The sequence below is a fragment of the Amphibacillus marinus genome (assembly GCF_900110345.1).
Classification (GTDB): domain Bacteria; phylum Bacillota; class Bacilli; order Bacillales; family Amphibacillaceae; genus Amphibacillus_D; species Amphibacillus_D marinus.
The window spans coordinates 1-22,780 of record NZ_FODJ01000014.1 but is presented as its reverse complement, the minus strand read 5'-3'; the positions used below and the strand labels follow the sequence as shown (position 1 = coordinate 22,780).

The window sequence follows — 22,780 nt, the reverse complement described above, 5'->3', positions numbered from 1 at the left end:
TTATAAATTGAAAGGTTGATTAGAAAGGATACATAAATATGGATAATACAATCTTTGCCTTAGACATCGGTACACGGTCAGTAATCGGTTTGCTACTTGAAGCAACTGGAAATCAGTACACACTAATTGACTATGTAATAAGAGAGCATGAGGATCGTTCAATGCTTGATGGTCAAATCCATGATGTGATCCGTGTCGCTGAGGTCATCAATCAAGTAAAACAAGATCTTGAAGAACGTCACCAGATCCAACTCAAACAGGTTTGTGTTGCAGCAGCAGGACGCGCTCTAAAAACAAGGCGGACAAAAGTTGAAAAAAATATTAAACAGCATCCTTTAATTAAGCAGGAGGATATCGCTTTTCTTGAGCTTTCTGCCGTTCAACAGGCTCAACATGATTTAGCGCTAGAAGAAGAGAACAGTCAAACCCATTATTACTGTGTTGGCTATTCCATTTTACAGTATAAGCTAGATCATGACATTATTGGATCGCTTATTGACCAACAGGGCGCGGTAGCTGAGGTAGAAATCATTGCAACTTTTCTACCCAAGGTTGTTGTTGAATCTTTGTTATCTGCCTTGCAACGTGCAAATCTAGAAATGGAAGCTCTTACGCTTGAGCCAATTGCAGCAATAAATGTACTAATCCCTGAATCAATGCGCAGACTTAATGTAGCTTTAGTTGATATTGGGGCAGGAACAAGTGATATTGCTCTTACAGATGCTGGAACAATAACAGCATATGGTATGGTGTCGAAAGCAGGAGACGAAATTACTGAAGCAATTAGTGATGCTTATTTATTAGATTTCAATGAGGCAGAACGCGTAAAGCGTGAGGTCACTAATTACGATACAGCGAAAGTTACTGATATATTAGGTTTTGAGCAAAGTGTTAGTATTTCTGATTTAACAAAAGAAATTTCTCCGGCGATAGAAGCACTTGCTCATGCAATTGCTAATGAGGTTTTGGCATTAAACAACCGCTCACCTAAAGCTGTTATGTTAATTGGTGGTGGAAGTCTAACACCTGGCTTAACAAATCATCTAGCAGCCAAGCTTAATTTGCCGAATAACCGTGTTGCTACGCGAGGAACAAGTGCTATTCCTGCATTAGAAACTGCTGTTACGATACCAGAAGGTCCAGAATTCATCACTCCAATCGGAATTGCAATCGCAGCGAAGCAAAGTCCTGTCCATTATATAAGTGTAACCGTTAATCAACGTGCGGTCAGGCTCTTTGATATGAAGCAATTATCTGTCGGTGACTGTTTGCTGGCTGCAGGAATTAATATTGAGAAACTATATGGACGGCCTGGCATGGCAGCAATTATTTCTTTTCAAGATCAAGCCATTACACTACCTGGTTCTCATGGTGAGCCGCCAAGGGTAAGCTTAAATGGACAGGCCATCACAACAGATCATCCAATTCAAAATGGTGATGACTTAATTGTTTCAAAAGGAGCTGATGGTAAGGAGCCTTGTGTGACGATCACTGATGTATTCGGCGAATTAAGTACCTTTAGTCTGTTTTTTAATGGCGTAGCCTACCAGGTTAATCCCGTGCTAATGGTTAATGACAAAACAGTTACCACTGAATACTTATTGCAGGACCACGATAAGGTTTCAATTAAAGAAACGTTTACTTTAACGGAATGGCTTCATGCTATTGGTAAACAGTCTATTTTAGAAGCGTATACTCATTTCGAAGTGAGTCTTGATGAGAAAAAAATTATCCTCCCTGCCTTCTCAGCACGCTTACTCATTAACGGAAAAGAAGCATCGCCACAACAGACTCTTCAACCTAATGATCAAATTTCCTTTGAAGCAGCGAAATATGCTTCTGTACGAGATTTACTAGCAAAAGCTAAGATTGAAGTGGTTAAACGTATTTCTATTTTCTTTAATGGCGATAGCGTCACGTTAGAAAAAGAACAAGTAAAAGTCTTTAAAGATGAACAGCCTATCAAGTTATCGGAGCAGCTTTTGCCTGGGTCATCACTAACAACAAAAAGTACTGATGACGACACCTTTATCTTTCAAGACCTCTTTCGCTTTATTGAGTTAGATTTGAGTAAAGTAAAAGGAAATTTGGCAATCTTAAAAAATGGACAACCGGCAACTTTTCTAGACCCACTAGTTGATGGCGATGAAATAAACATTACGTTTTAACAATGAGGACATAGAAAAAAGGCGAACGATTTGGCTAAACATTTTCGCTCGCCTTTTTTTAGCTGTCAGTTTATTTTTCTTTGACGTCCTCTGCGGCATCTTTAACAGCTTCAGCTACATCCTCCGCTGCTTCCTTTTCAGTCTCTTTGACATCTTTTGCAGCTTTCTTTACAGTGCTTTTAACATTTTCTGCTGCATCACTTGCAACAGCGACCTTATCTTTTGCTGTTTCCTTTAAATCCTCTGCTTTATTTATAGCAGTTTCCTTTTTATCTTCAAATTCATCATAAGCATGATTAATTTTATCCTGCAATGATTTCTTTGTTTCTGTAAATTTATCCTGTAGCTCTTGTGACTTTTCCGCAAAACGTTCTTGAATGTGTGCTTTTTGTTCTATTGCCAAGTCTTTAAGCTCACTTGTTTTTTCAGAAGCGACCTCTTTCCATTCCTCAGCCTTATCCTTTAAATCATGAGCGCCTTTGTTAATATCCTGACGTAATTCTTTGCCAGACTTTGGTGCAAATAAAAGTGCTACTGATGCACCTACAATTGAACCAATTAAAGAACCAATAATAAAATCCTTAGCGTTAATGTTATCATTTGACTTACTTTCTTGATTTGACATATAAATTCCTCCCGTTTTTTTAGATATTATTTTTCTTTCTTCTATTAAACAACTCCATAATTACTGTTCCCCACTTTATTGCTTGAGCTGTCTCTTCTTTACTATCTTCCGCAACTCGTGAAATAGAATCTGCAACATGTTTAATCGACTGATTAAAACCATTTACTGTTGTGCCTAAGCCGCTCACACTTTCTACCACAACATTTAACCGTTTTGATTTTTCATTAATATCATCAGCTAAAGCATTGGTGCGATTTAACAGCAATGTTGTTTCAGTTGTAATACCTTCCATTTGCTTCTCTATACCTTCAAGTGTATTTGCAACACTAGTCATTGTCCTTTCAGTCTCCTTCAAGACTTTAATGACATAAATAACTAAAGCAACAAAGGCAAGTGCAAAGATAAATGCTGCAATGTAAAGAAGATTAATCATAATAGGTTGCACGCTCCTTTTCTATGTAATAATTATATCATTTAGCTTAATTGATATTTACCCTATACATTAAGATTTAAACATACTCTTTTAATAAACTGATCATTTTTCTTAAAAATATACTTACGAATAAAAAATAACCGTTGCAATACTTATTCGACATTGAACGGTTATTTCCTCTAATTGTTTAAATAATATTAATTAAACTATTCTCATAAGCTTTTTGATACTTTTGAATATCTCCAGCTCCCATGAAAACGAGAACACCTTCCTCATTCTCTTGTAAAACTGCTGATTGATCAAGCTTAAGTAATTTACTGTCAGGAATTAGCGTCAATAGATCGTTTATTGATAACTTCCCCACCACTTCTCGTGCTGAGCCAAAAATATCACACAAATAAACCTCATCAGCAAGCTTTAGACTTTCTGCAAATTGATGGAGAAACATTTTTGTTCTTGTATATGTGTGCGGCTGAAAAATAGCAGTGATCTTTCGATTTGGATATTTTCGTCTAACTGCATCCATCGTTACTTCTATTTCCTTAGGGTGATGTGCATAGTCATCAATTAAAACCTGCTTATCAATTACCTTTTCCGAGAAACGACGCTTGACACCAGTAAAAGTAGCAAGGTACTTCATCTGGTCTGCTTGAAGCCCTTCATAATGTGAGAGCGTAATAACAGCTAATGCATTAAGCACATTGTGTTTCCCATACATAGGAATCTCAAACGTATCATAATAGTTGTTTCGCACATGAACCTCAAATTGTGTGCCATTTGCTAATTCAATCAAGTTCTTTGCTTGAAAATCATTAGAATCCTCGAATCCATAGTAAAGCACAGGTACTTTAGCTTGGATTTTCTGTAAATAATCATCATCACCACATGCGACAATACCTTTTTTCACTTGATCAGCCATCTGTTGAAACGCTGAAAAGACATCCTCCACACTTGAAAAATAGTCAGGATGATCAAAATCAATATTTGTCATAATAGCGTAGTCAGGCTGATAAGCTAAGAAATGACGGCGATACTCACATGCCTCAAAGACAAAATACTTGCTGTCTGGTTGACCGTAGCCCGTTCCATCACCAATCAAATAAGAAATTGACTGTGTTTGCTTTAACACATGGGCTAGTAAGCCCGTTGTTGAGGTTTTACCATGAGCTCCGGTAACAGCAATACTTGTTGTTTGTTTCAGCCAATCCCCAAGAAAGTCGTGATACCGATGAATGGGTAATCCTAATTCTCTTGCTTTAGCAATTTCTTCATGATCATCCTTAAAAGCATTTCCAGCAATTATTGTTAAACCCGGGGTAATGTTCTCAGCGGAGAACGGATATATAGGAATATTCTTTTCTAATAATGCAAGTTCAGTAAAAAAAGTCTTTTCAATATCTGATCCTTGTACTTTCATGCCAGTATCATATAGAATTTGAGCAAGCGCACTCATACCAGTACCCTTAATACCAACAAAATGAAAAATTGTCATAACCTTGTACCTCCAAAAGAGCATACACTCTTTTAATTATCCGCACATAAACCAGTACTCACCCCAAATAAGTTGGAAGAAAACGACTTTTAAAGTTTAATAATGGTTAAGTGCACGATTAGTAATTATAACATAAAAACATCATTTTTGCATAAAAATGATTCTCAACCTTTTACCCAAAAAATAATTTTTCAATACTTAGTGTATGCTAGACTTAGGTAATACAACCATTATTAAAATTTTGACTTTATTTTTTTGTCATAGCTACTTGTTCAAGGCGAGGATTTGGTCGATAGATTCGCCCAAACTTTGATTCTGGTTTTCCATTTAAGACCACACTATCACCAGTGAAACCAACTTTTATCTCTAACAGGCTACGCCCCACGCCGTATAAGTCTACAGGCACGTTCAATTGTTCAAATTTGCGAATTTTCTCCTCGGTAAAGCCACCACTTGCAATAATTTTCACATGCTGATAGCCTTCTTTATCAAGGGCATGGCGTAATGCATAAATCAATTCTGGATTAACTCCCCTGGGGTCAAAGCTCCCCATAATATGTTGATTTCTCAGGAAGTATTTATCCACCATATTATTGGATGTATCCAGACGAACCCCCTTAAGTGTTTCTCCGAATTCCCGTGCTACCTTTAGGGCATCGGTAATTACGTCATTGTTATAATCAACAAGAACCATTAAGTTATCTTCTGGATAAACGTCATGATATGCTTTAGCTGCCTCAACAACATCACCTTCAAACAGTTGAATTAGAGCATGAGGCATTGTCCCCATACCTTGCTTGCCCCACCATTCATTCATTGCGTGCGTCGCTTGAGCGGTAGATCCGCCAATAAAAGCCGCATAGCCATCACCTGCCTGTTGGGTATAATGATCATCACGATCGCCCATAAAAATAATTGGTTTTTGCTTACCTGAAGTTCTCCCCGCTTTTACCACGTTATATACGTTTGTGGCAACTGAAGTACGTCTTGATAAGATTCCGTCAATAATTCCCTCGAGATAACCAAATGCTTGGTACGGGCCCTTTATCGTTAACACAGTCTCAAATGGGCTTATCTGATCACCGTCCTTTAACGAGTGGATCTCTAACAATTCCGGATGATCTGCAAAGGTTTGAATTAGGGCAATGGCTTCGTCCGTGCCACAAAGTACCGCATTCTCTTTTTGAAAAAATTGCATGATTACTTCATTATTTGGATGTTTTTTTTCTGCAATTTCTTTTGTTTTTAAAAAGTAGACCGCAGAAAACCACCCCTCTTTAATACGTTCATCGAATTTAAATGTTTTGTTTGTTAAACGCTCAATTTTCCCATCTAGTTTTAAAGCAATTTCTTTATCCATAATGTTAAGCTCCTCATAAATTAAAGCATTATCAGTTAGTGTGGTTAGTGGTAGGTCAACTCAATCTTTTATTAATTAGAATGTGATTGGTTAATTTCATCCGGCGTCACCAATAATGTTCTTGGTTTGCTTCCGTTTTGACCACTTATATAGCCATGTCTCTCTAAATCATCAATTAATCTTGCCGCGCGGTTATAACCAATTTTAAACCGACGCTGTAAGAGCGAGGTACTGATACTATTGTTCTCAACAGTAAAGGCTAACGCTTCCGCAAACAAATCATCCTCTGAATCAGCCTGATCCATTTTTTCAAGCAGCTCTTCCTGTGCAAATAAATAATCTGGCTCGCCTGTTGAACGCATGTAAGCTGTTACCTGTTCGATTTCTTCATCAGAAACATATGCCCCTTGTACCCGTAAAGGTGTTCTTGCCCCATTTTCAACAAAAAGCATATCCCCTTTTCCGAGCAGTCGTTCAGCTCCATTGGTATCAAGCATTGTTCTAGAGTCCACCTGTGAAGCAACACTAAAGGCAATTCGTGTCGGAATATTTGCTTTAATAAGACCAGTGATAACATCAACTGAGGGGCGCTGTGTAGCAAGTAGTAAGTGCATGCCACAAGCTCGTGCTTTCTGAGCAATCCGACAAATAGAATCCTCAACATCCTGTGGTGACATCATCATTAAATCAGCTAATTCATCAATGACAATGACCATATAGGCCATTTTCAAGTCTGGCCGATTTTGAGCTAGCATTTTTTGATTAAAGCGCTCAATATCACGTGTGCCTGATTCAACAAATTTCTGATAGCGTTGCTCCATTTCTTGGACAGCCCACTTTAATGCTTGATTAGCAGCTTTTACATCAGTTATTACTGGTGAAACGAGATGTGGAATATGATTATAAGGCGCAAGTTCAACCATTTTAGGGTCAATTAATAGTAACCGGACATCATTTGGTGTAGCCTTGTATAATAACGAGATAAGAATCGTATTAATACAGACACTTTTACCAGAACCTGTTGCCCCAGCAATTAATCCATGTGGCATTCTATTAATATCGGTTATAACCGATCGACCAGAGATATCAAGGCCTAAACCAACTGTTAACGGTGAGCTGGCTTCACTAAAGGTGGGGTGACTTAAGATTTCCTTCAAGCCCACTGCTCGCGCTTTATTATTTGGAAGTTCAATTCCAATTGCGTGTTTACCAGGTATAGGTGCTTCAATGCGAATATCTTTAGCAGCCATATTTAATTTAATATCATCACTTAAATTTTTCACTTTACTAACCTTTACGCCTGATTCAGGCTGAATCTCAAAGCGCGTTACTGAGGGCCCCTGCATCACATTAACGACTCTTGCTTTAACATTAAATTGTGCTAAAGTTTCAATTAAAGCCTTTGCTTGTTGTTCAAGCCATTGATTATCTTCACCATTCACCCGTGTAATGGTACTAAGTAACGATAAAAAACGGTCTGTTTGAATTGGGTTAGCTGTAACAGGCACAGATACCCTTTCTTCTCTTCTTTTCATGGCTTGTTGGTGTTTATACTTATCACTCGGGCGCATTCGCACATTAAAAGGCTCTTGCTTAGTGCGTAATGTCTGCTTTGTATCAGTGAACTGGTTCGTTTCTTTTGCTAAAACAGGCTGACTATCTGGCAAATCTTGAACGTCTTCAACCTCAGGATTAGCGCCCAAGATTGCTTCTTCTTGTAGCGCTGGTTCAGTTTTTAATTCAATTATTTCTTTTCGTTCTGCTTCTACCATCAAGGTATCCTGTTCCTTTCTTCTCAGAAAGGCAGGTTCATTTATTGGATTTATATCCAAGTCTATTTTTTTTTGATAACCATGAACGGGCGAAGGAACCTCTTGGACTCGAAATGGTGGTCGCTTACTGGCTATTTGTTCTTGTTCTCTAACATGCTCAGCACGGTTTGCTCTCCGTTGGTTATTGGATGCAGGTTGTGAACGTTCCCGTTTCTGTGCTGGCTGATCAATCGGCATAGGAAATTGAAACGAATCCCGCTTCGGATATTGATAAAGCATCTTCGTTTCAATCTTCTCACTGTTATTATTTATCTTATCGTTCGTTTTATAATGAGTTTGCGATGATTCATCATCTACATTAAACCAATTCATTACTTTATTCTTAAAATGTCCCCACATTATTATATCCACACTTCCATTAAAATTGTTTCCTTTTATTTTAACAGTTTCTAAACTAAAGTGAAACTTCTGCCTTTAATTTTAAGTACAGCTACTATTTAATATAGAAGCTCACGGGGACAGCGTATTGTTTATGCTTAAAAACGAAACGGGTCCCCTGCCTTAACATCACCCGCTATTACATAAATCCCTTTTTCAACTGGTGCGTTCGGTAAAGCTAATTCTTTCTGCGAACAAATCATTCCAAATGAATCAACGCCTCTAAGATTTGCTTCCTTAATCTCTAAACCACTTGGCATAATTGCACCAACCTTAGCAACAACAACGTACTGGTCAGCCGCTACATTCGGTGCTCCACAAACAATTTGGACAACCTCATCACCAAGATCAACCTGGCAGACATTTAATTTGTCTGCATTCTCATGCTTCTCGACCTGGTTCACATAACCAATAACAAATTTAGGTGATAAATCAACTTTAAGTGCGTCAGGAACGTTATTCTGCAAAAAAACGTGATTAATCCTTTCAAGCATTCCTTCATCAAGAGTTGTACTTCCAGTATCAATCTCTATGTATTGAGAAATATTGAAAATGTTATAACCTAAAATTTGATTATTTTCTTTATCAAAGATTTCGGTTACATCATTGTATGTTCGATAGTCAATTCGGTCTCGATCACCTTGCTTTAATGGTAAAATCAACACATCACCAATGCCCGCTTTGTTGTAAAATAATTCCATCATTAATCATCCCTTTTCTCATTTTGATTTAGTGGTTTCTTCTTTGCTAAGATAAATACAGGTTCTAATTTATGATCCTCATAAAAAAAGGATAAAGCTGTAATCGGTACACGACCTTCAGCAAAAAATTGCATGGCCATTTGCGCGAGAATATCATAACCCATATCATTTTGTATATCCGCGACAATAAGTGTATCTTGGTGCGGTACTGCTAATGCTAACGCCCCTTTTGCTTCTTTTGCCATTGTCTCTAACCAGGATTCATTTAAGATTCTACTCGCATCGTAGCCATCATTTGCCGAGACAAAGTAAAAGCTATTTCCAGCTACCTTATCTTCTTTAAGATCAACCGTAAGCGACCGCAAATTAAATAGGGCCATTTCAGACACTTGCTGTTTACTTATTTTAGCTTGGTCAAGCATACTTTGGTCAATCAACTGATAGCTATCTGGTAAATCTAAAGCATAGTAAATACGCGTCTCAGCAGTATGCTCCTGCCAAATCAATGGTTGACCTGATTTAGCCTTAGTAGGAAATGAGGTACTGCGAATAACAGGAAGGATCTTCTTTTCATTCCCTAATAGTGAAATGGTTTTTTCCATCAAGTTTAAAGAGGTAACAACATGATGGACTAATTCATCTATTGCTACTTGTCCTCGTTGCTCATACTTTGCGACAACCTTTGCTAAAGTAATCGATACACCTTTATGTGAATTTTTTAGTTCAACCCGATACTTATCCTCTTCACGATTATAAGTTGTCTGATAATGTTCTGACTGAAAAGCATGATCAAGTTTCTTCTTTAACTGCAAACTTGTCATTGCCATAGTTATGCCTCCTTGATGACTTGTTTATATCATTAACAAGAAATAAAAGCACCTAGAGGTACTTTTATTGTCTTTATTATCATGCTTTATCGATTAAGCCTCTCTAACCTTATTCAAGAACGACTCAATTTCCTCACGTGTCTTTCTGTCTTTGCTAACAAATCGATCTACTTCTTCTCCTTGATTAAAGGCAAGAAAGCTTGGAATGCCGAAGATATCATGGTTCACACATAAATCAATAAATTGATCACGATCAACATATAAAAAAGTAATATCCTGATATGCTTCTTCAAGCTCGGGAAGAAAAGGTTCAATAATACGACAATCTGGACACCAGTCTGCAGAGAACATAAACACATGTTTTCCCTTCTGTTTTAATTCCTCAAATTGTGCTTCAGTTTGTAGCTTTTCCATTAATGTACCTCCATTATTCATAGTCTATCTTCATGTCGCCATCTTGAATCCAACCTTTAGCACGCATCCATTCGGAAATTGCTAGACTAATTAGTGCTGGTCCAATAATGTGCGTAACTAATACCATACCAAAAACGGTAATTGAAAAACCCATCGTTTGCAGGGTCATAATTTGTCCAACAAAGCCTGCTGTTCCCATTCCAGCACCAGAAGCATTACTCGTCATATTAAACCATACAACGCCAACTGGCGCCATTAATACGCCTGCAAGTGAGGGTGGGACCACAATTAATGGCTTTTTTATTATATTGGAGATTTGCAGCATTGACGTTCCAATACCTTGGGCTAACAAACCACCCATGCCATTTTCACGATAACTGCTTACAGCGAATCCAATCATTTGGGCCGAACAACCAATGACTGCTGCCCCCGCAGCATAGCCTTCCAGAGAGAGCATGATCGCAATAGCAGCACTAGAGATTGGAGCGGTCAAAGCCCAACCCATTAATAGAGCGACAATCATTCCCATAAATAACGGCTGCTGTGTCGTTGCCCAATTAATAACCTCACCCAGTCCTGTCATAAGTGAATCAATTGTCGGACCGATGAATTTACCTACTACATATCCTACCACAATGGTAAACAAAGGTGTTAATATAATATCTATTTTCGTTTCCTTATAGATGAGTTTTCCAGCCTCAGCGGCACAAACAGCACTAAGATAAGCACCAACTGGTCCGGCAATTATATAACCAAATGCACCAGAATATAGCGTTGAAAACAATACAAGCGGTGGTGCTGACAAGCTATGTGCAATGGCTACACCAATTGCTCCTCCAACAACAATTGGGTTCATGGCAAATTCACCTATTTCTATTAATGCGTGATATACTTCATTCGCCCCAAAACTATTTGAAAGTTGCTCACCTGCTGTTTTAACAATAAGGCCAATTATTAGTGAAGAGAATAACCCGAGCGCCATGTAGCTTAGTGCCCTTATAAAGTAAACACGTGTCGATAATTCAATTTTTTTTCTATGTAAAAAAGCTTTCATGATTCATTCCTCCCCCATAAATTCTTATTTATCTTACATCATGTTAAGACATGTGACAAGACAGATATCAATAAAAAAAAACCTCCTGACCAAATTCCACACTAGATAGAAACTGGTTATAGAGGTAAATCTTTTTATTCAGTGAATTCTATTGAATTAAGCATGGTTACCATATCGGTAAAGTTTGCTTCTAATTTTTTTAAATCTGTCTGAGTCGTTATCCGCACACCACCCACACCTACTTGTAATTCATAATCCTCATCAGCACCTGTTACACTCACATAACTAAACTGCTCATCCGTTTCATATGATTCAAGTAGCGTATAAGTATCGGTAGCTTCAGCAGATAGATAGAAAAAGTCACTTGTTTGATCCTCAAGTGTGTTGTAAAACAGAATAAACATTTGGTTGTTTCCTTCAATAATTAAATTACTTTCTGATTCTTCTACAACAGTAAATTGTTCTGGTAAAAACATTGCAAAACTATTAAAGGTTTGATTTGGCTCCTCATAATTAGTCTCAAAAGTTGTCACAACGGTTTCTTCAATTTCCTGCAGAGCCTCTTCCTCAGTAAGCCCACAACCGCTGAGAATAAACACGCCAACGATAATTACCATAAGTCTTAGTTTCACACGCATATCCAAGCCCCCCTAAAGCATAAATATAGCCTTTAGATATCATACTTTTGAATGTCTTGAATTACAAGTGTTTATAACACAATTGTAAACTAATGAAATATTTTTGTTACATTCACCACGAGATCTGATTTTTTATTTCATACTGACCCTTTAATTGTATAACAACATGTTCAAACATCGCTTGCCGAGATAGCATATTATTAGTAAAAACACCAATTGCACCAGCATTTTGACTAACATTCAGCTCACCAGTGTAACGCCTCATCACAGTACCTAACTCCTCGCCCTTTTCTAACGCCTCCGCTACTTTTTCAGGAACAGGTACACGCGCACCTCCAGCAATATATAGCTGCTCCTCTTGATCAACAAGCGCGCCCCAGTTACATAGGAAGAGCTGATTCTTTAGTCGCATGACACCACCCTCTAGTCCAATACCAATGGCACCTTTATTACTATTTTGACAGTACTTTGCTCTATTAATTGCACCTTGGATTGTTTCTTGATCGGAAAAAGGCTGACTGGCAACATGTGATGGAGCATCCTGTGATTTAATGTGAAAGTCTTTAAAGATCGACGCAACGGCGTTAATCTTCGCTTGATTATATGATCCTACCACGATTTTATTTGTCATAGCGAAATACTTAATTCCTTTCTAACTACTTTGACGAATTGTCGCGAGCGTATTTGAATCAACCTGCTTTACTAGCTTTGCAATAAGCTCTCGAGCTGCTGCATAGTCATCGACATGGATAATTGAGGCGTGGGTATGAATATATCTTGAACAAATACCAACCACTGCTGAAGGGACGCCATCATGAGTAAGGTGAACACGCCCTGCATCCGTTCCACCTTGAGAAATAAAGTACTGATATGGGATATCGTTTGATTCGGCAGTATCTAAGACAAACTCTCGCATTCCTCTGTGCGTTATCATTGAGCGATCAAATATTCTTAATAGCGCGCCTTTGCCAATATGACCAAATTCACTTTCACTTCCTGACATATCATTTGCCGGAGAAGCATCTAAAGCAAAGAAAATATCAGGCTTAATCATATTAGCTGCTACCTGTGCACCTCTTAAGCCAACTTCTTCTTGAACTGTTGCTCCTGAATAGAGCTGATTAGGTAATTCTTCTCCTTGAAGATCCTTTAACAATTCTATGGCTAAGCCACACCCATAGCGATTATCCCAAGCCTTTGCTAACACCTTCTTCTCATTTGCCATTGGCGTGAACGGTGTAACAGGTACAATGCTGTGTCCTGGTTTAATTCCCATTGCTTGCGCATCTTCAGCATCATCTGCGCCGACATCAATTAGCATGTTTTTAATCTCCATTGGTTTTGCCCGAAGTTCTGGCGTTAAGTTGTGTGGTGGGATTGATCCGATTACACCTACTACTGGACCAGCATCTGTCATTACCTGAACACGCTGTGCAAGCATGACTTGATTCCACCAGCCTCCAAGTGGCTGAAAGCGTAACATTCCATTTTTGGTAATTTGGGTAACCATGAAGCCCACTTCATCCATATGACCAGCAACCATCACTCTCGGGCCAGTTCCATTCTTCACACCAAAAACACCACCAAGATTATCGTGGATAACCTCATCAGCGTATTTACTAAGTTCTTCTCTCATAAATTTACGGACTAACTGCTCATCACCAGGAGCACCCTGTAACTCAGTTAATACTTTAAACATTTTAAGTGTTTCTTGATTCATTATGTATAACCTCCAGATTTTTTTCTTCTCTTATTATATACATAGATCGTGTTACTGAACAAGAAGAGCGTTTTAAATGGTCATTTTCAGGGAAATAATCACTATTAATCTGCACTGTAAAATTAAATAGCCTTGTATTTGCTTTTCTAAATTGCATCAAATGAGGTATACTAACATTAATAATCTAACTGAGGTGACCTGAATGAATTGGAAAAAGTCAATTATTGCACTAACAGTTGGAGTAGCAATTGGTTACTCCATTAAAGCACAACTTAATCAAATGCCGATTCGGCCCGAAGTGGCTTTGAAGCAAGCCAAAAATATGTTTAAGGAAAGAGGGACAGTTAGTGGATCATGGATCTATATGAAGACTGAATCAGTTTCTTTACATGGCTTGGATTATACCGTCTATCGTGGCGGCATATCACGAAGTATTAATGAAGTGAATAAACAGTATGAATTTTTTGTTGATGCTTTTACTGGAACGGTAATTGCAACAAAAGAAACAAATACCGTTATTTAATTTTCCAGTGATTAAGTAAATTATAATGGTTAAGTGAATAATTGGATATACAAAGTAGCAGGAGTCGCTTAATCTTGCGAAAGTAGCTCGCCAACGCATCATGACTATACAACCGTCGTTCTAACAAGCCACTATCGAATAACAAAGAAGGAACGCCTAACAATTAGGCGTTCCTTCTTTGCAAACCATATTGTTTTAGTTAAAGCAGTTCTTCATCAAGAGCGCTGGTTAAGCAAATTTTTGTATTACTTCAGCAATACAAAATCCTCTTCCTCGGACACGTGCTATTCCTGCACGAGTCGGCTCTTTTTTTCTTCTGCCTAACCTTAGGAAGTCATTTTACCAACGCTTTATGATATACAACCATTAAAACGCGCACGACAGCGGTAGATAGGTTGACCTTTGGCAGAGAATTTCTCTTCATATTCGGTCATCACGTTTGTCGGATCATTTAATTCATGTAAATCAAGGGTAACCTCTTCTATGATCATGCCATATTGTGAGAAGCTCGTTAAACTATATTCAAACAGGCCCCTATTATCCGTTTTAAAAATTATTTCTCCACCTGGTTTTAAAATATCTTGATATTGCTGTAAAAAAGTACGGTAAGTTAACCGTCTTTTAGCATGTCTTGCTTTGGGCCACGGATCAGAAAAATTTAAATAAATACAATCAATCTCGTTAGTGGCAAAAATCTCCCGTAAATCATTCGCATCGTAATTAATTAGTTTTACATTATCAAGCTGTTCATCTGCTACTTTTTGGACAGCACTGACAATGATACTTTTTACTAATTCAATGGCAATAAAGTTAATACGCTGATTCTGTTTAGCCATTCCAGTAATAAACTGACCCTTTCCAGCCCCAATTTCTAATTGAATAGGCTGTGGAGACTGAAAAACTGTTGACCATTCTTCTTTATTTAATTCTGGATTTAATTCTACATATTGCTTGTGTTCTTGTAAAAAATCATCAGCCCATGGCTTATGTCTTGCTCGCACATTCACTACCCCTTAATCTGCTTAGTTACCTTTATAAATACCGCTCTGCTTGTCGGACAATCATTTGTAAGGCTTCTATTTTATCAGCTAATGCAGCGGCTGACTGAATTCGATTAATCTTAATTAAAGCTTCATAAATAATATACCAATACATTCTTAAATACAATGATTGGCTGCTTTCAATCCCGTAATAAGCTAACCAATTAGTCCACTCATCGTTAGGAATATAATGATTAAACATCATAGCTAAATCAATCGCCGGATCCCCAATTTCAGCATTGTCCCAATCAATTAAATATAACTGACCATCATTAGTAAATAACCAATTATTATGATTTAAATCACCATGACAGACAGCAGGCTTAAAGTTAGTAACCTCATGAAGCGATGCTTGCATAAAATTCAACGCACGCTTACCAACTAGAGGAAGGACGGTGTGTTCACTTCTAAGATCATTCAAAAGCCTATCGAATTGTTGAGCTGGATTTAACGGTTCTTTCCCCATTCGCGTCAACATATCCAATAGTTCAGTTGAGTGATGGATTCTACCTAATAATTCAGCAACCTTTGGGTGCTGTAAAACCTCAGGCTTTAATTCTTTCCCATCTAACCATTGTTGCGCCGTAATCACATCACCATTTTCAAGCCTTTTCGTCCAAACAAGCTTGGGGACAATGCCTTGTGCAGATAAAACGGCAAGAAATGGTGAAGAGTTTCTTTTTAAGAATAGACGTTTGTCGTCAGAATACGCCAAATAGGCTTCCCCTGTTGAACCACCAGCTGATTTAATTATCCACTCGTCACCTAGCATATGTAACACAAGACCTGCCCCCTTTCAAACAACACTTTTACAAAAATAGTGACAATTCACCATTATATTTTAAATTAACTAGTTTAAGATTACCGCATTATAGGCTAAAAGATCAAGAGAAAATTTACTCAAAATTAAAATTTTCATTATCTTGACGCTCCCATTCAGGACGAGAGACTGACAAAGTATCCGAACAAGCAACTAAAGCTTCAGCCACCTTTAATTGCTTATGCTTTAACGGCGAAATAAACTGACGCTGCTTAGTTAGCCATGCTTCATGCCGATCACGATCAATAAATTGAGTCTGATAAGGCTCAATATTAAAGTCAATTTGATTGGTTCTTGAAAGCACCACTCTATGAACTGGTATATCAAGCTCTGCATGATTTAGGACACTTTGAATAACTTTATAAGTGCGTTTTAGTGAAAGTAATGGACTTAACAGTTTAGAACGGACGTTCTGATCTTCGGTGAACCAAGTCCGCTCATCACCTGCAATGATCACCTGTGAAGAAGGTAATTCTAAGAGCTTTATCACATATATTTCTACTGGTGTAATCATAATGATATCCGTATCAATACTTGCTTTCTTCAATTTAAAAACTGGATTATACATAAATAAATAAGTATCAGGAAACCTTTGTAAAAAGTACTTTAAAACTAAATTATGTTGGTACTGCTGATCAATAAATGACATTTCCCGCATGGTTGTTGAAGCCCATTTTAACTGAAATTGCAGTAAAGAATCAAGAAAGAATTGCTTCAATTGTACTTCAGTCTGAGGGAGATTGTGATTATTAATGTCGACAGTTCCATCTTCTTCTTCAGTGCTGGATCTATTGAAAAAACGGGTCCACCGTTTTGCCTTCACCTCATTAGCTGCTAGACTTTCTTCTGTTTCAATCATAATGGGAGCCTGCTTATTTTCCCAATCATACTTAAGCTTATCCCAGTTTGTTCTTTTAAGTCGAACATACTGTGCGGGGTAATGGAACATATCTTGCTCATATCTAGACACATAATTCTCTAATTTAATTAATTGACCCATAAACTCACCTCACTTTAATGGTAGTCGATAAACGCACTTATATTTCGGTACGCTCATCATATCAATGCTGTATAGACAAATGGCCTTTAGATGCTCAGAATAGCAATCTGAAAAATGATCATCTAACTTTCTTAAAACGAGCGGTGTAAGCCACTTCTTCTGGCATTTCTTAGCGATCGTAATATGTGGTTGAAAAGATTGATTAATAGGAGGAGATTTAAGGTTAGACAACCATTTTTGAACAATAGAATAAAAAGTCATTATTTTCTGTTCTTCAGCTATACCAAACCAAACAACCCGGGGACCTGTGGCGTTACCAAAAAAATGAAGGTCTGCTATGCAAACTGTGTCACTTAGTAGACTTTCTTGCTTTCTCATACAAGTCATTAATTGCTCTATTTGCTGTGCAGGTAGCGCCCCCAAAAAAGCTAAAGTAATATGAAAATCAGCTTCGGCTGTCCAGCTTTTATAGGTGTTATGGCCAATGGTTAGTTGCAATTTACTTTGTTGCAGAGCTAGCCATTTTTTTAATCCTTCACTTAATTCAACTGCAATGAAATAGTGAGGTAAATGACCATTTTCCATACATTCCACTCCTTATGCACTTTATATATCGGTTTTTCGTTAAGAAAGTGTAAAAAAACTAGCCTTTTCAATAAAAAAGGTGTAGAATAACGGTAAAAGAGATTCAGCAACACCACAAGTCTAATGCAATTCATTAAGGAGTGGTTTTTTTGAGTCAATCTACAACAAGGATGCTAACTCGCGTAAAGGCTGTCTATATGTTTATAAGAGAAAACGGTCCAGTTACAACGACTGACATTGCTAACGAATTTGAAATTACCGAACGCACCGTACAACGCGATTTAAATGTTCTAGCTTATAACGGCCTGGTGAGAAGCCTAAGTAAAGGTACTTGGGACATTACAAAAAAGAAAGTAAAAATTTTATAATGTCGCATAGATTATTACCATGCTGACAGTTTTATGGTCAGCTTATTTTTTTGTCCAATTTTAAGATAACCCCTTTAAATAGTTAATTTCTTCTATCGTTAAGCGACGATAAGCTCCTGTTTCAAGCTGTTCATCTAACAACCATTCACCGATAGCGACCCTTTTTAAATAAACGACTCTCTTTCCAACTGCTTCAAACATTCTTTTAACTTGATGATATTTTCCTTCTGTAATTGTTAAGTTAACTTGAGAAATCTGATCACTCTGTAGAATTTCTAGCAACGCTGGCTTTGTTAGGTAGTCATCATCTAAATAAACGCCTACATTAAATTGCTTGACATCAGCCATGGTCACAACTCCTTCAATATCAGCATAATAGGTTTTTCCTACATTTTTGTTTGGCGAAAGAAGTTGGTGCGCTAGTTTCCCATCGTTTGTAATTAAGAGCAAACCTTCAGTATCCTTATCAAGTCGCCCAACCGGAAAAGGTTGCTTAATGCGATCGCTTGCGGCAAGTAAATCAAGTACAGTACGATCACGATTATCTTCTGTAGCACTAATAACACCCGCAGGCTTATTAAGGACAAAATAAACAAATTCCTCATATTCGACAGCCGTCTGACCAATATAAACTTGGTCAGTTGTTATAGAGACTTGATATTTCCCATCTTTAATTATTTCATTATTCACTGCTACCGCACCGGACTTTAGCAACTGCTTAACTTCTTTACGGCTGCCAAAGCCTGAGTTTGAAATAAGCTTATCTAAGCGCATATAACCTGCCTCCCTACCTTCTAAACAAACGATCTAACACACGAATTCTAGAGCCTAATACCCGTTCTAGTAATGTTGAGTGGTAACAAAACCATAAATAGACGAATGCTCCGACTGATACCGTTATTGCCAATATGAGCGCACTTACCCAGCGACCATCTGTATAATCTAACACGAATTGAACAAGATAATTTGTTAATAACACGGCAAAGCTCATAAATAAACTAAAAATGAGCATGAGCAAGCTTCGTTTAATTAGTGGCTTTAATGAAAAACCAATTGCTGTTTTTACTCGCCATAGATTACTTAAGACTGTCGCCAGTGATGCAATCCAAGTTGCCATTACCGCACCCTCTGGTCCTAATAAGCGCAGTAAAGGAACGTTAAGCACACTCTTTAGAACGAGACCAATAAACAGGCTATAAATTGCAAATCGCTGTTGGTTGATCCCTTGTAGGATTGATGATGTCACTGTAAACAAAGCAAAGAACAAAGCAACAGGAGCATACCAACCCAAGAGATCACCATTTAACTGGATATAATCATTCACACCATAGAAAAACCCCCAGATTTCTCTAGATAATAACGACATGCCAATTACGGCTGGTAAAACAAGCAACATGACAATTTGTAACGATTGATTAATTTGTTGAAATAATAGCGGTTTGTTCCGATCAATAAATGACTTTGTTAAGGTCGGCAAAGTAGCAAGTGACATACCTGTTGCTAGCGTGATAGGGATCATAATGAGCTTATGCCCGTATAAATTAATATTGGAGAAGGTATGATCAATAATAATTTGTTGGTAACCTAAATCAGTTAGCGTGCGAGCAAACGTAATCGCATCAATCTGCTGATACAATGGAATTGCGAGACCAACAAATACAAACGGGCCAGCATAACTAAATAGCTCACTAAATAATGCCTTTTTTGACATTGTGGATTGTCTTGTTTTTTGCTGAGACATATATCCTTCAATATAGCTCTTACGTTTTTTCCAGTACCATAATAATATTAATGCAGAAGCAATGGCGCCGATAAAAGCTGAAAAGGTGGCAAACCCAACTGCTGTTGTAATTGATCCACTAAATAAGTGAATAATGACAAAAACTGATACCAAAAGAAAACCAATTCTAGCAATTTGTTCGACTACCTGCGAAATAGCCGTTGGCCCCATTGATTGATAGCCTTGAAAGAAACCTCTTGTAATACTCATTGGCGGAATAATAATTAGCGCAAAACTAACCATTCTAATGACCATCGCGACATCCTCAATGGTAATACCTTGAGAATTAGCTGGTATGTAGATCCGGGCAATAACATTAGCCCCCGCAAATAATATAAAAAAGGTGACTATCCCAGTCACAATCATCAATTTAAGCGCAAGTTTATACATGCGATAGCTGGTACGGTAATCTCCCAAAGAATTGTACTTAGCCACAAATTTGGAAACGGCTAGTGGTATACCAACGGTTGATAAACTAATAAAAATGGTATAGGGTCCATAAGCAAGTCCATACAACATCCCACCTGATGCGCCGACTAAGCTTTCAAACGGCATCGTATAGATCATTCCAATAAATCTGGATATAAATGTCGCACTTGTTAATAAAACTGTGCCACGAACAATCGTATTTTTTGACATATATTCACCTTAATTCTTTCTATTATTACAAATTCACTACTCACCATTTTAACACATCTTTTTAAAATTCTAAGTGAAAAACGATAATTATACAAAATTCACTTAAATATAGTATACTTAACCGAGTACTTGACAAGCGAGAGGATGAAACCTGTGATTTATGATGTCGCAATAATTGGTGGCGGACCTTCTGGCCTTATGGCTGCTATTGCAGCTGCAGAGCATGGAGCAAAGACAATTTTAATCGAAAAAGGTAATAAACTTGGAAAAAAACTAGAGATTTCCGGCGGGGGACGGTGCAATGTCACCAGTCGACTTCCTAAAGACGAAATAATCAAACACATACCTGGAAATGGACGTTTTCTATATAGTGCCTTTTCTGTTTTTGATAATGAGGATATTATTGCTTTTTTTGAAAACTTAGGGGTTAAGCTTAAAGAAGAAGATCATGGGCGAATGTTTCCAGTTAGTAATTCTGCAAAAGATGTCGTTAACGCCTTGATTACTAGGCTGCAAGATTTAGATGTTAAACTATTACTAAACAGCCCCGTTGCTGCTATAAACTACAGTACAGAAAAACATACTATTATATTAGGAAACAAAGGGAAAATCGCAGCCACAAGTATTGTCGTAGCCGTAGGGGGAAAAGCGGTACCACACACTGGCTCAAATGGTGAAGGGTATCCTTGGGCTAAGAAGGCGGGGCATTCTATAACTGATTTGTACCCTACTGAAGTTCCCCTACTTTCCAACCAACGCTTTATTCAAGATAAAAGTTTACAAGGGTTAGCCTTAAGGGATATTAAATTATCTGTTATAGATGATAAGCAAAAGCAGATCGTCAGTCATCGTATGGATATGTTATTTACCCATTTTGGTATTTCTGGTCCTGCTACATTACGCTGCTCACAGTATGTCGTTAAACTGCTCAAAAACGGACAAAAAAATGTCCAACTTCATATTGATGCATTGCCTGATCAGCATGAAGAACAAATTCTGCAAACGATTCTAAGCACATTTAACCATGCGCCTAAAAAATCGATTAAAAACCATTTAAAAGGACTTGTTCCAGAACGTTATTTACTCTTTTTGCTTAATCAAGAAAAGATAAATCCAGAAGCAAAGCCAGCAAATATTTCCCGGGAAAAGTTACGCATGTTAATCACTAGCTTTAAACAGTTTGAAATCATTATTTATGATAGTCTTCCCATTGAAAAAGCATTCGTTACAGGAGGCGGTGTTTCAATTAAAGAAATTGAACCCACTTCAATGGCTTCAAAATTAATGTCTGGGCTATTCTTCTGTGGTGAAATTCTTGATATTCACGGCTACACCGGTGGCTATAACATTACAGCCGCATTAGTTACTGGTAGACTAGCTGGCCAAAATGCTGCCTGGCAAAGTCTATAATACCTGATATGAAAAGGAGATAAAGAATGGCTTATGGATCTATTCATCATCTAGAAGTGTATGTATCAAACTTACAAGCTTCAAAGCAATTTTGGGAATGGCTGCTAACAGAATTAAATTACACTGCTTATCAATCTTGGGATAAGGGCTTTAGCTTTAAGCTTGGTGAAACTTATCTAGTTTTTGTTCAAATACAAGAAAAATATAATGACTTGCTTTATCATCGTTGTGGTGTTGGTCTTAACCACATAGCATTTCATGCTCACTCACGCCAGCATGTTGATCAATTAACCAAAAAACTTCGACAAAAGAATATTGAAATTCTTTATCCAGACAAGCATCCATTTGCCGGCGGACAACAGCACTATGCTTTATATTTTGAGGATCCAGATCGAATTAAAGTTGAAATAGTTGCACCCTAACTGTCTGTTTAGTTACCAATTTTGAAAAATGATTTATTCAATAAAATTTGAATAAATCATTTTTCATTACTTTTAGTATACAAGGTAAATAATCTTTCCTTTATATAGTAAATTTTATTGCTGTACTTAAAAAAGCTTCTAGATAAATCTAGAAGCTTTACAAGTTGCTTAGCGACGTCCTACTCTCGCGGGGCTTAGACCCAACTACCATCGGTGCTGAAGAGCTTAACTACTGTGTTCGGCATGGGAACAGGTGTGACCTCTTCGCTATCGTCACTAAACCATTATTGAGGCCCACAGGCTGTGGGTCAGTTCAGGATTCTGAACGTACTACTTGAAGTCATGTACCCTCAAAACTAGATAAGACGTGACAAGTGTCATACAAACGGTTAATTTTTAGATCTAGCTCAAGCTCCTAATAGCTAGCATCTCGTTCATCCTTCCTTTTGCACAGAAAAACCCTGTGCGACAGTCTGGCTGATCTAGCTGTACGCTATTGAACAGTCGCTTTCACTTTTTGTTTTTAGTTAAGTCCTCGATCGATTAGTATT

The 22,780-nt window shown here is 37.6% G+C and carries 23 protein-coding genes and 1 rRNA gene; 5 read left to right on the top strand and 19 right to left on the bottom strand.

Annotated elements, in window-relative coordinates:
* Window positions 1-38 precede the first annotated feature (38 nt).
* Window positions 39-2,168, top strand: coding sequence for a cell division protein FtsA (locus tag BM000_RS15085; RefSeq protein WP_091499989.1), 2,130 nt, complete (start codon window positions 39-41; stop codon window positions 2,166-2,168).
* Window positions 2,169-2,238: 70 nt separating this feature from the next.
* Here the strand turns inward: BM000_RS15085 and BM000_RS15080 are convergent, their stop codons facing one another.
* From BM000_RS15080 to BM000_RS15025, 12 genes are all read right to left on the bottom strand, one after another.
* Window positions 2,239-2,793, bottom strand: a complete 555-nt coding sequence (locus BM000_RS15080; RefSeq protein WP_091499988.1) for a YtxH domain-containing protein — start codon at window positions 2,791-2,793, stop codon at window positions 2,239-2,241.
* Between the two features lie 19 nt (window positions 2,794-2,812).
* A complete protein-coding gene (locus BM000_RS15075; protein WP_091499986.1) occupies window positions 2,813-3,226 on the bottom strand; it encodes a DUF948 domain-containing protein in 414 nt (137 codons plus the stop codon).
* 187 nt (window positions 3,227-3,413) lie between these two features.
* Window positions 3,414-4,718, bottom strand: coding sequence for a UDP-N-acetylmuramate--L-alanine ligase (gene murC, locus BM000_RS15070; RefSeq protein WP_091499985.1), 1,305 nt, complete (start codon window positions 4,716-4,718; stop codon window positions 3,414-3,416).
* 247 nt (window positions 4,719-4,965) lie between these two features.
* Window positions 4,966-6,078, bottom strand: coding sequence for a nicotinate phosphoribosyltransferase (locus BM000_RS15065; RefSeq protein ID WP_091499983.1), 1,113 nt, complete (start codon window positions 6,076-6,078; stop codon window positions 4,966-4,968).
* A gap of 71 nt (window positions 6,079-6,149) precedes the next feature.
* The gene (locus BM000_RS15060; protein WP_091499982.1) at window positions 6,150-8,249 is read right to left on the bottom strand and encodes a DNA translocase FtsK; all 2,100 of its coding nucleotides are present in this window, start codon (window positions 8,247-8,249) and stop codon (window positions 6,150-6,152) included.
* A gap of 137 nt (window positions 8,250-8,386) precedes the next feature.
* A complete protein-coding gene (ytpR, locus tag BM000_RS15055; RefSeq protein WP_091499980.1) occupies window positions 8,387-8,989 on the bottom strand; it encodes a YtpR family tRNA-binding protein in 603 nt (200 codons plus the stop codon).
* Window positions 8,990-8,991: 2 nt separating this feature from the next.
* Window positions 8,992-9,816 carry a DUF1444 domain-containing protein gene (locus tag BM000_RS15050; protein ID WP_091499979.1) on the bottom strand — a complete coding sequence of 275 codons (825 nt, stop codon included), beginning with the start codon at window positions 9,814-9,816 and terminating at the stop codon, window positions 8,992-8,994.
* 93 nt (window positions 9,817-9,909) lie between these two features.
* Window positions 9,910-10,230 (bottom strand): thioredoxin family protein, encoded by a 321-nt coding sequence (locus BM000_RS15045; protein ID WP_091499977.1) that lies wholly within the window; start codon window positions 10,228-10,230, stop codon window positions 9,910-9,912.
* A gap of 13 nt (window positions 10,231-10,243) precedes the next feature.
* Window positions 10,244-11,284, bottom strand: a complete 1,041-nt coding sequence (locus BM000_RS15040; RefSeq protein ID WP_091499975.1) for a PTS sugar transporter subunit IIC — start codon at window positions 11,282-11,284, stop codon at window positions 10,244-10,246.
* Window positions 11,285-11,418: 134 nt separating this feature from the next.
* Window positions 11,419-11,922 carry a lipoprotein gene (locus BM000_RS15035; RefSeq protein ID WP_091499974.1) on the bottom strand — a complete coding sequence of 168 codons (504 nt, stop codon included), beginning with the start codon at window positions 11,920-11,922 and terminating at the stop codon, window positions 11,419-11,421.
* Between the two features lie 112 nt (window positions 11,923-12,034).
* Window positions 12,035-12,553 (bottom strand): DUF84 family protein, encoded by a 519-nt coding sequence (locus BM000_RS15030; protein WP_091499972.1) that lies wholly within the window; start codon window positions 12,551-12,553, stop codon window positions 12,035-12,037.
* 21 nt (window positions 12,554-12,574) lie between these two features.
* Entirely contained in the window at window positions 12,575-13,642 is a 1,068-nt protein-coding gene (locus BM000_RS15025; RefSeq protein ID WP_091499970.1) for a M42 family metallopeptidase, read from the bottom strand.
* A 202-nt stretch (window positions 13,643-13,844) separates the two neighbouring features.
* Between BM000_RS15025 and BM000_RS15020 the strand changes: the two genes are divergently transcribed.
* Window positions 13,845-14,165, top strand: a complete 321-nt coding sequence (locus BM000_RS15020) for a PepSY domain-containing protein (RefSeq protein ID WP_091499968.1) — start codon at window positions 13,845-13,847, stop codon at window positions 14,163-14,165.
* A 350-nt stretch (window positions 14,166-14,515) separates the two neighbouring features.
* On the opposite strand, the gene trmB is transcribed toward BM000_RS15020, so the two are convergent.
* The 4 genes from trmB to thpR all read right to left on the bottom strand — a co-directional run bounded on the left by trmB (window position 14,516) and on the right by thpR (window position 17,610).
* Window positions 14,516-15,166: a tRNA (guanosine(46)-N7)-methyltransferase TrmB gene (gene trmB, locus BM000_RS15015; protein ID WP_091499967.1), complete on the bottom strand. Its 651-nt coding sequence runs from the start codon at window positions 15,164-15,166 to the stop codon at window positions 14,516-14,518.
* Window positions 15,167-15,197: 31 nt separating this feature from the next.
* Complete coding sequence (locus BM000_RS15010) at window positions 15,198-15,986, bottom strand: phosphotransferase family protein (RefSeq protein ID WP_091499965.1); 789 nt, start codon at window positions 15,984-15,986, stop codon at window positions 15,198-15,200.
* A 115-nt stretch (window positions 15,987-16,101) separates the two neighbouring features.
* Window positions 16,102-17,025, bottom strand: a complete 924-nt coding sequence (locus BM000_RS15005; RefSeq protein WP_091499963.1) for an NERD domain-containing protein — start codon at window positions 17,023-17,025, stop codon at window positions 16,102-16,104.
* A 9-nt stretch (window positions 17,026-17,034) separates the two neighbouring features.
* Complete coding sequence (thpR, locus tag BM000_RS15000; protein WP_091499961.1) at window positions 17,035-17,610, bottom strand: RNA 2',3'-cyclic phosphodiesterase; 576 nt, start codon at window positions 17,608-17,610, stop codon at window positions 17,035-17,037.
* A 149-nt stretch (window positions 17,611-17,759) separates the two neighbouring features.
* Here thpR and BM000_RS14995 point away from each other — a divergent pair, with 149 nt between their 5' ends.
* Entirely contained in the window at window positions 17,760-17,978 is a 219-nt protein-coding gene (locus BM000_RS14995; RefSeq protein WP_091499960.1) for a DeoR family transcriptional regulator, read from the top strand.
* Window positions 17,979-18,038: 60 nt separating this feature from the next.
* Here BM000_RS14995 and BM000_RS14990 read toward each other — a convergent pair whose 3' ends face one another.
* Window positions 18,039-18,752: a pseudouridine synthase gene (locus BM000_RS14990; RefSeq protein ID WP_091499958.1), complete on the bottom strand. Its 714-nt coding sequence runs from the start codon at window positions 18,750-18,752 to the stop codon at window positions 18,039-18,041.
* 13 nt (window positions 18,753-18,765) lie between these two features.
* Window positions 18,766-20,397, bottom strand: a complete 1,632-nt coding sequence (locus BM000_RS14985; RefSeq protein WP_091499956.1) for a putative polysaccharide biosynthesis protein — start codon at window positions 20,395-20,397, stop codon at window positions 18,766-18,768.
* A gap of 153 nt (window positions 20,398-20,550) precedes the next feature.
* On the opposite strand from BM000_RS14985, the gene BM000_RS14980 reads away from it, so the two are divergent.
* Together BM000_RS14980 and BM000_RS14975 are read left to right on the top strand one after the other, a co-directional pair.
* Window positions 20,551-21,807 (top strand): BaiN/RdsA family NAD(P)/FAD-dependent oxidoreductase, encoded by a 1,257-nt coding sequence (locus tag BM000_RS14980; protein WP_091499955.1) that lies wholly within the window; start codon window positions 20,551-20,553, stop codon window positions 21,805-21,807.
* 26 nt (window positions 21,808-21,833) lie between these two features.
* Window positions 21,834-22,229, top strand: a complete 396-nt coding sequence (locus BM000_RS14975) for a VOC family protein (protein ID WP_091499953.1) — start codon at window positions 21,834-21,836, stop codon at window positions 22,227-22,229.
* A gap of 166 nt (window positions 22,230-22,395) precedes the next feature.
* Here BM000_RS14975 and rrf read toward each other — a convergent pair.
* Window positions 22,396-22,510, bottom strand: a 5S ribosomal RNA gene (gene rrf / locus BM000_RS14970).
* Window positions 22,511-22,780 lie beyond the last annotated feature (270 nt).

Coding starts and splice junctions, on each gene's coding strand:
- BM000_RS15085 (WP_091499989.1), top strand. CDS start 39: ATGGATAATACAATCTTTGCCTTAGACATCGGTACACGGTCAGTAATC.
- BM000_RS15080 (WP_091499988.1), bottom strand. CDS start 2,793: ATGTCAAATCAAGAAAGTAAGTCAAATGATAACATTAACGCTAAGGAT.
- BM000_RS15075 (WP_091499986.1), bottom strand. CDS start 3,226: ATGATTAATCTTCTTTACATTGCAGCATTTATCTTTGCACTTGCCTTT.
- murC (WP_091499985.1), bottom strand. CDS start 4,718: ATGACAATTTTTCATTTTGTTGGTATTAAGGGTACTGGTATGAGTGCG.
- BM000_RS15065 (WP_091499983.1), bottom strand. CDS start 6,078: ATGGATAAAGAAATTGCTTTAAAACTAGATGGGAAAATTGAGCGTTTA.
- BM000_RS15060 (WP_091499982.1), bottom strand. CDS start 8,249: ATGTGGGGACATTTTAAGAATAAAGTAATGAATTGGTTTAATGTAGAT.
- ytpR (WP_091499980.1), bottom strand. CDS start 8,989: ATGGAATTATTTTACAACAAAGCGGGCATTGGTGATGTGTTGATTTTA.
- BM000_RS15050 (WP_091499979.1), bottom strand. CDS start 9,816: ATGGCAATGACAAGTTTGCAGTTAAAGAAGAAACTTGATCATGCTTTT.
- BM000_RS15045 (WP_091499977.1), bottom strand. CDS start 10,230: ATGGAAAAGCTACAAACTGAAGCACAATTTGAGGAATTAAAACAGAAG.
- BM000_RS15040 (WP_091499975.1), bottom strand. CDS start 11,284: ATGAAAGCTTTTTTACATAGAAAAAAAATTGAATTATCGACACGTGTT.
- BM000_RS15035 (WP_091499974.1), bottom strand. CDS start 11,922: ATGCGTGTGAAACTAAGACTTATGGTAATTATCGTTGGCGTGTTTATT.
- BM000_RS15030 (WP_091499972.1), bottom strand. CDS start 12,553: ATGACAAATAAAATCGTGGTAGGATCATATAATCAAGCGAAGATTAAC.
- BM000_RS15025 (WP_091499970.1), bottom strand. CDS start 13,642: ATGAATCAAGAAACACTTAAAATGTTTAAAGTATTAACTGAGTTACAG.
- BM000_RS15020 (WP_091499968.1), top strand. CDS start 13,845: ATGAATTGGAAAAAGTCAATTATTGCACTAACAGTTGGAGTAGCAATT.
- BM000_RS15005 (WP_091499963.1), bottom strand. CDS start 17,025: ATGGGTCAATTAATTAAATTAGAGAATTATGTGTCTAGATATGAGCAA.
- thpR (WP_091499961.1), bottom strand. CDS start 17,610: ATGGAAAATGGTCATTTACCTCACTATTTCATTGCAGTTGAATTAAGT.
- BM000_RS14990 (WP_091499958.1), bottom strand. CDS start 18,752: ATGCGCTTAGATAAGCTTATTTCAAACTCAGGCTTTGGCAGCCGTAAA.
- BM000_RS14985 (WP_091499956.1), bottom strand. CDS start 20,397: ATGTCAAAAAATACGATTGTTCGTGGCACAGTTTTATTAACAAGTGCG.
- BM000_RS14975 (WP_091499953.1), top strand. CDS start 21,834: ATGGCTTATGGATCTATTCATCATCTAGAAGTGTATGTATCAAACTTA.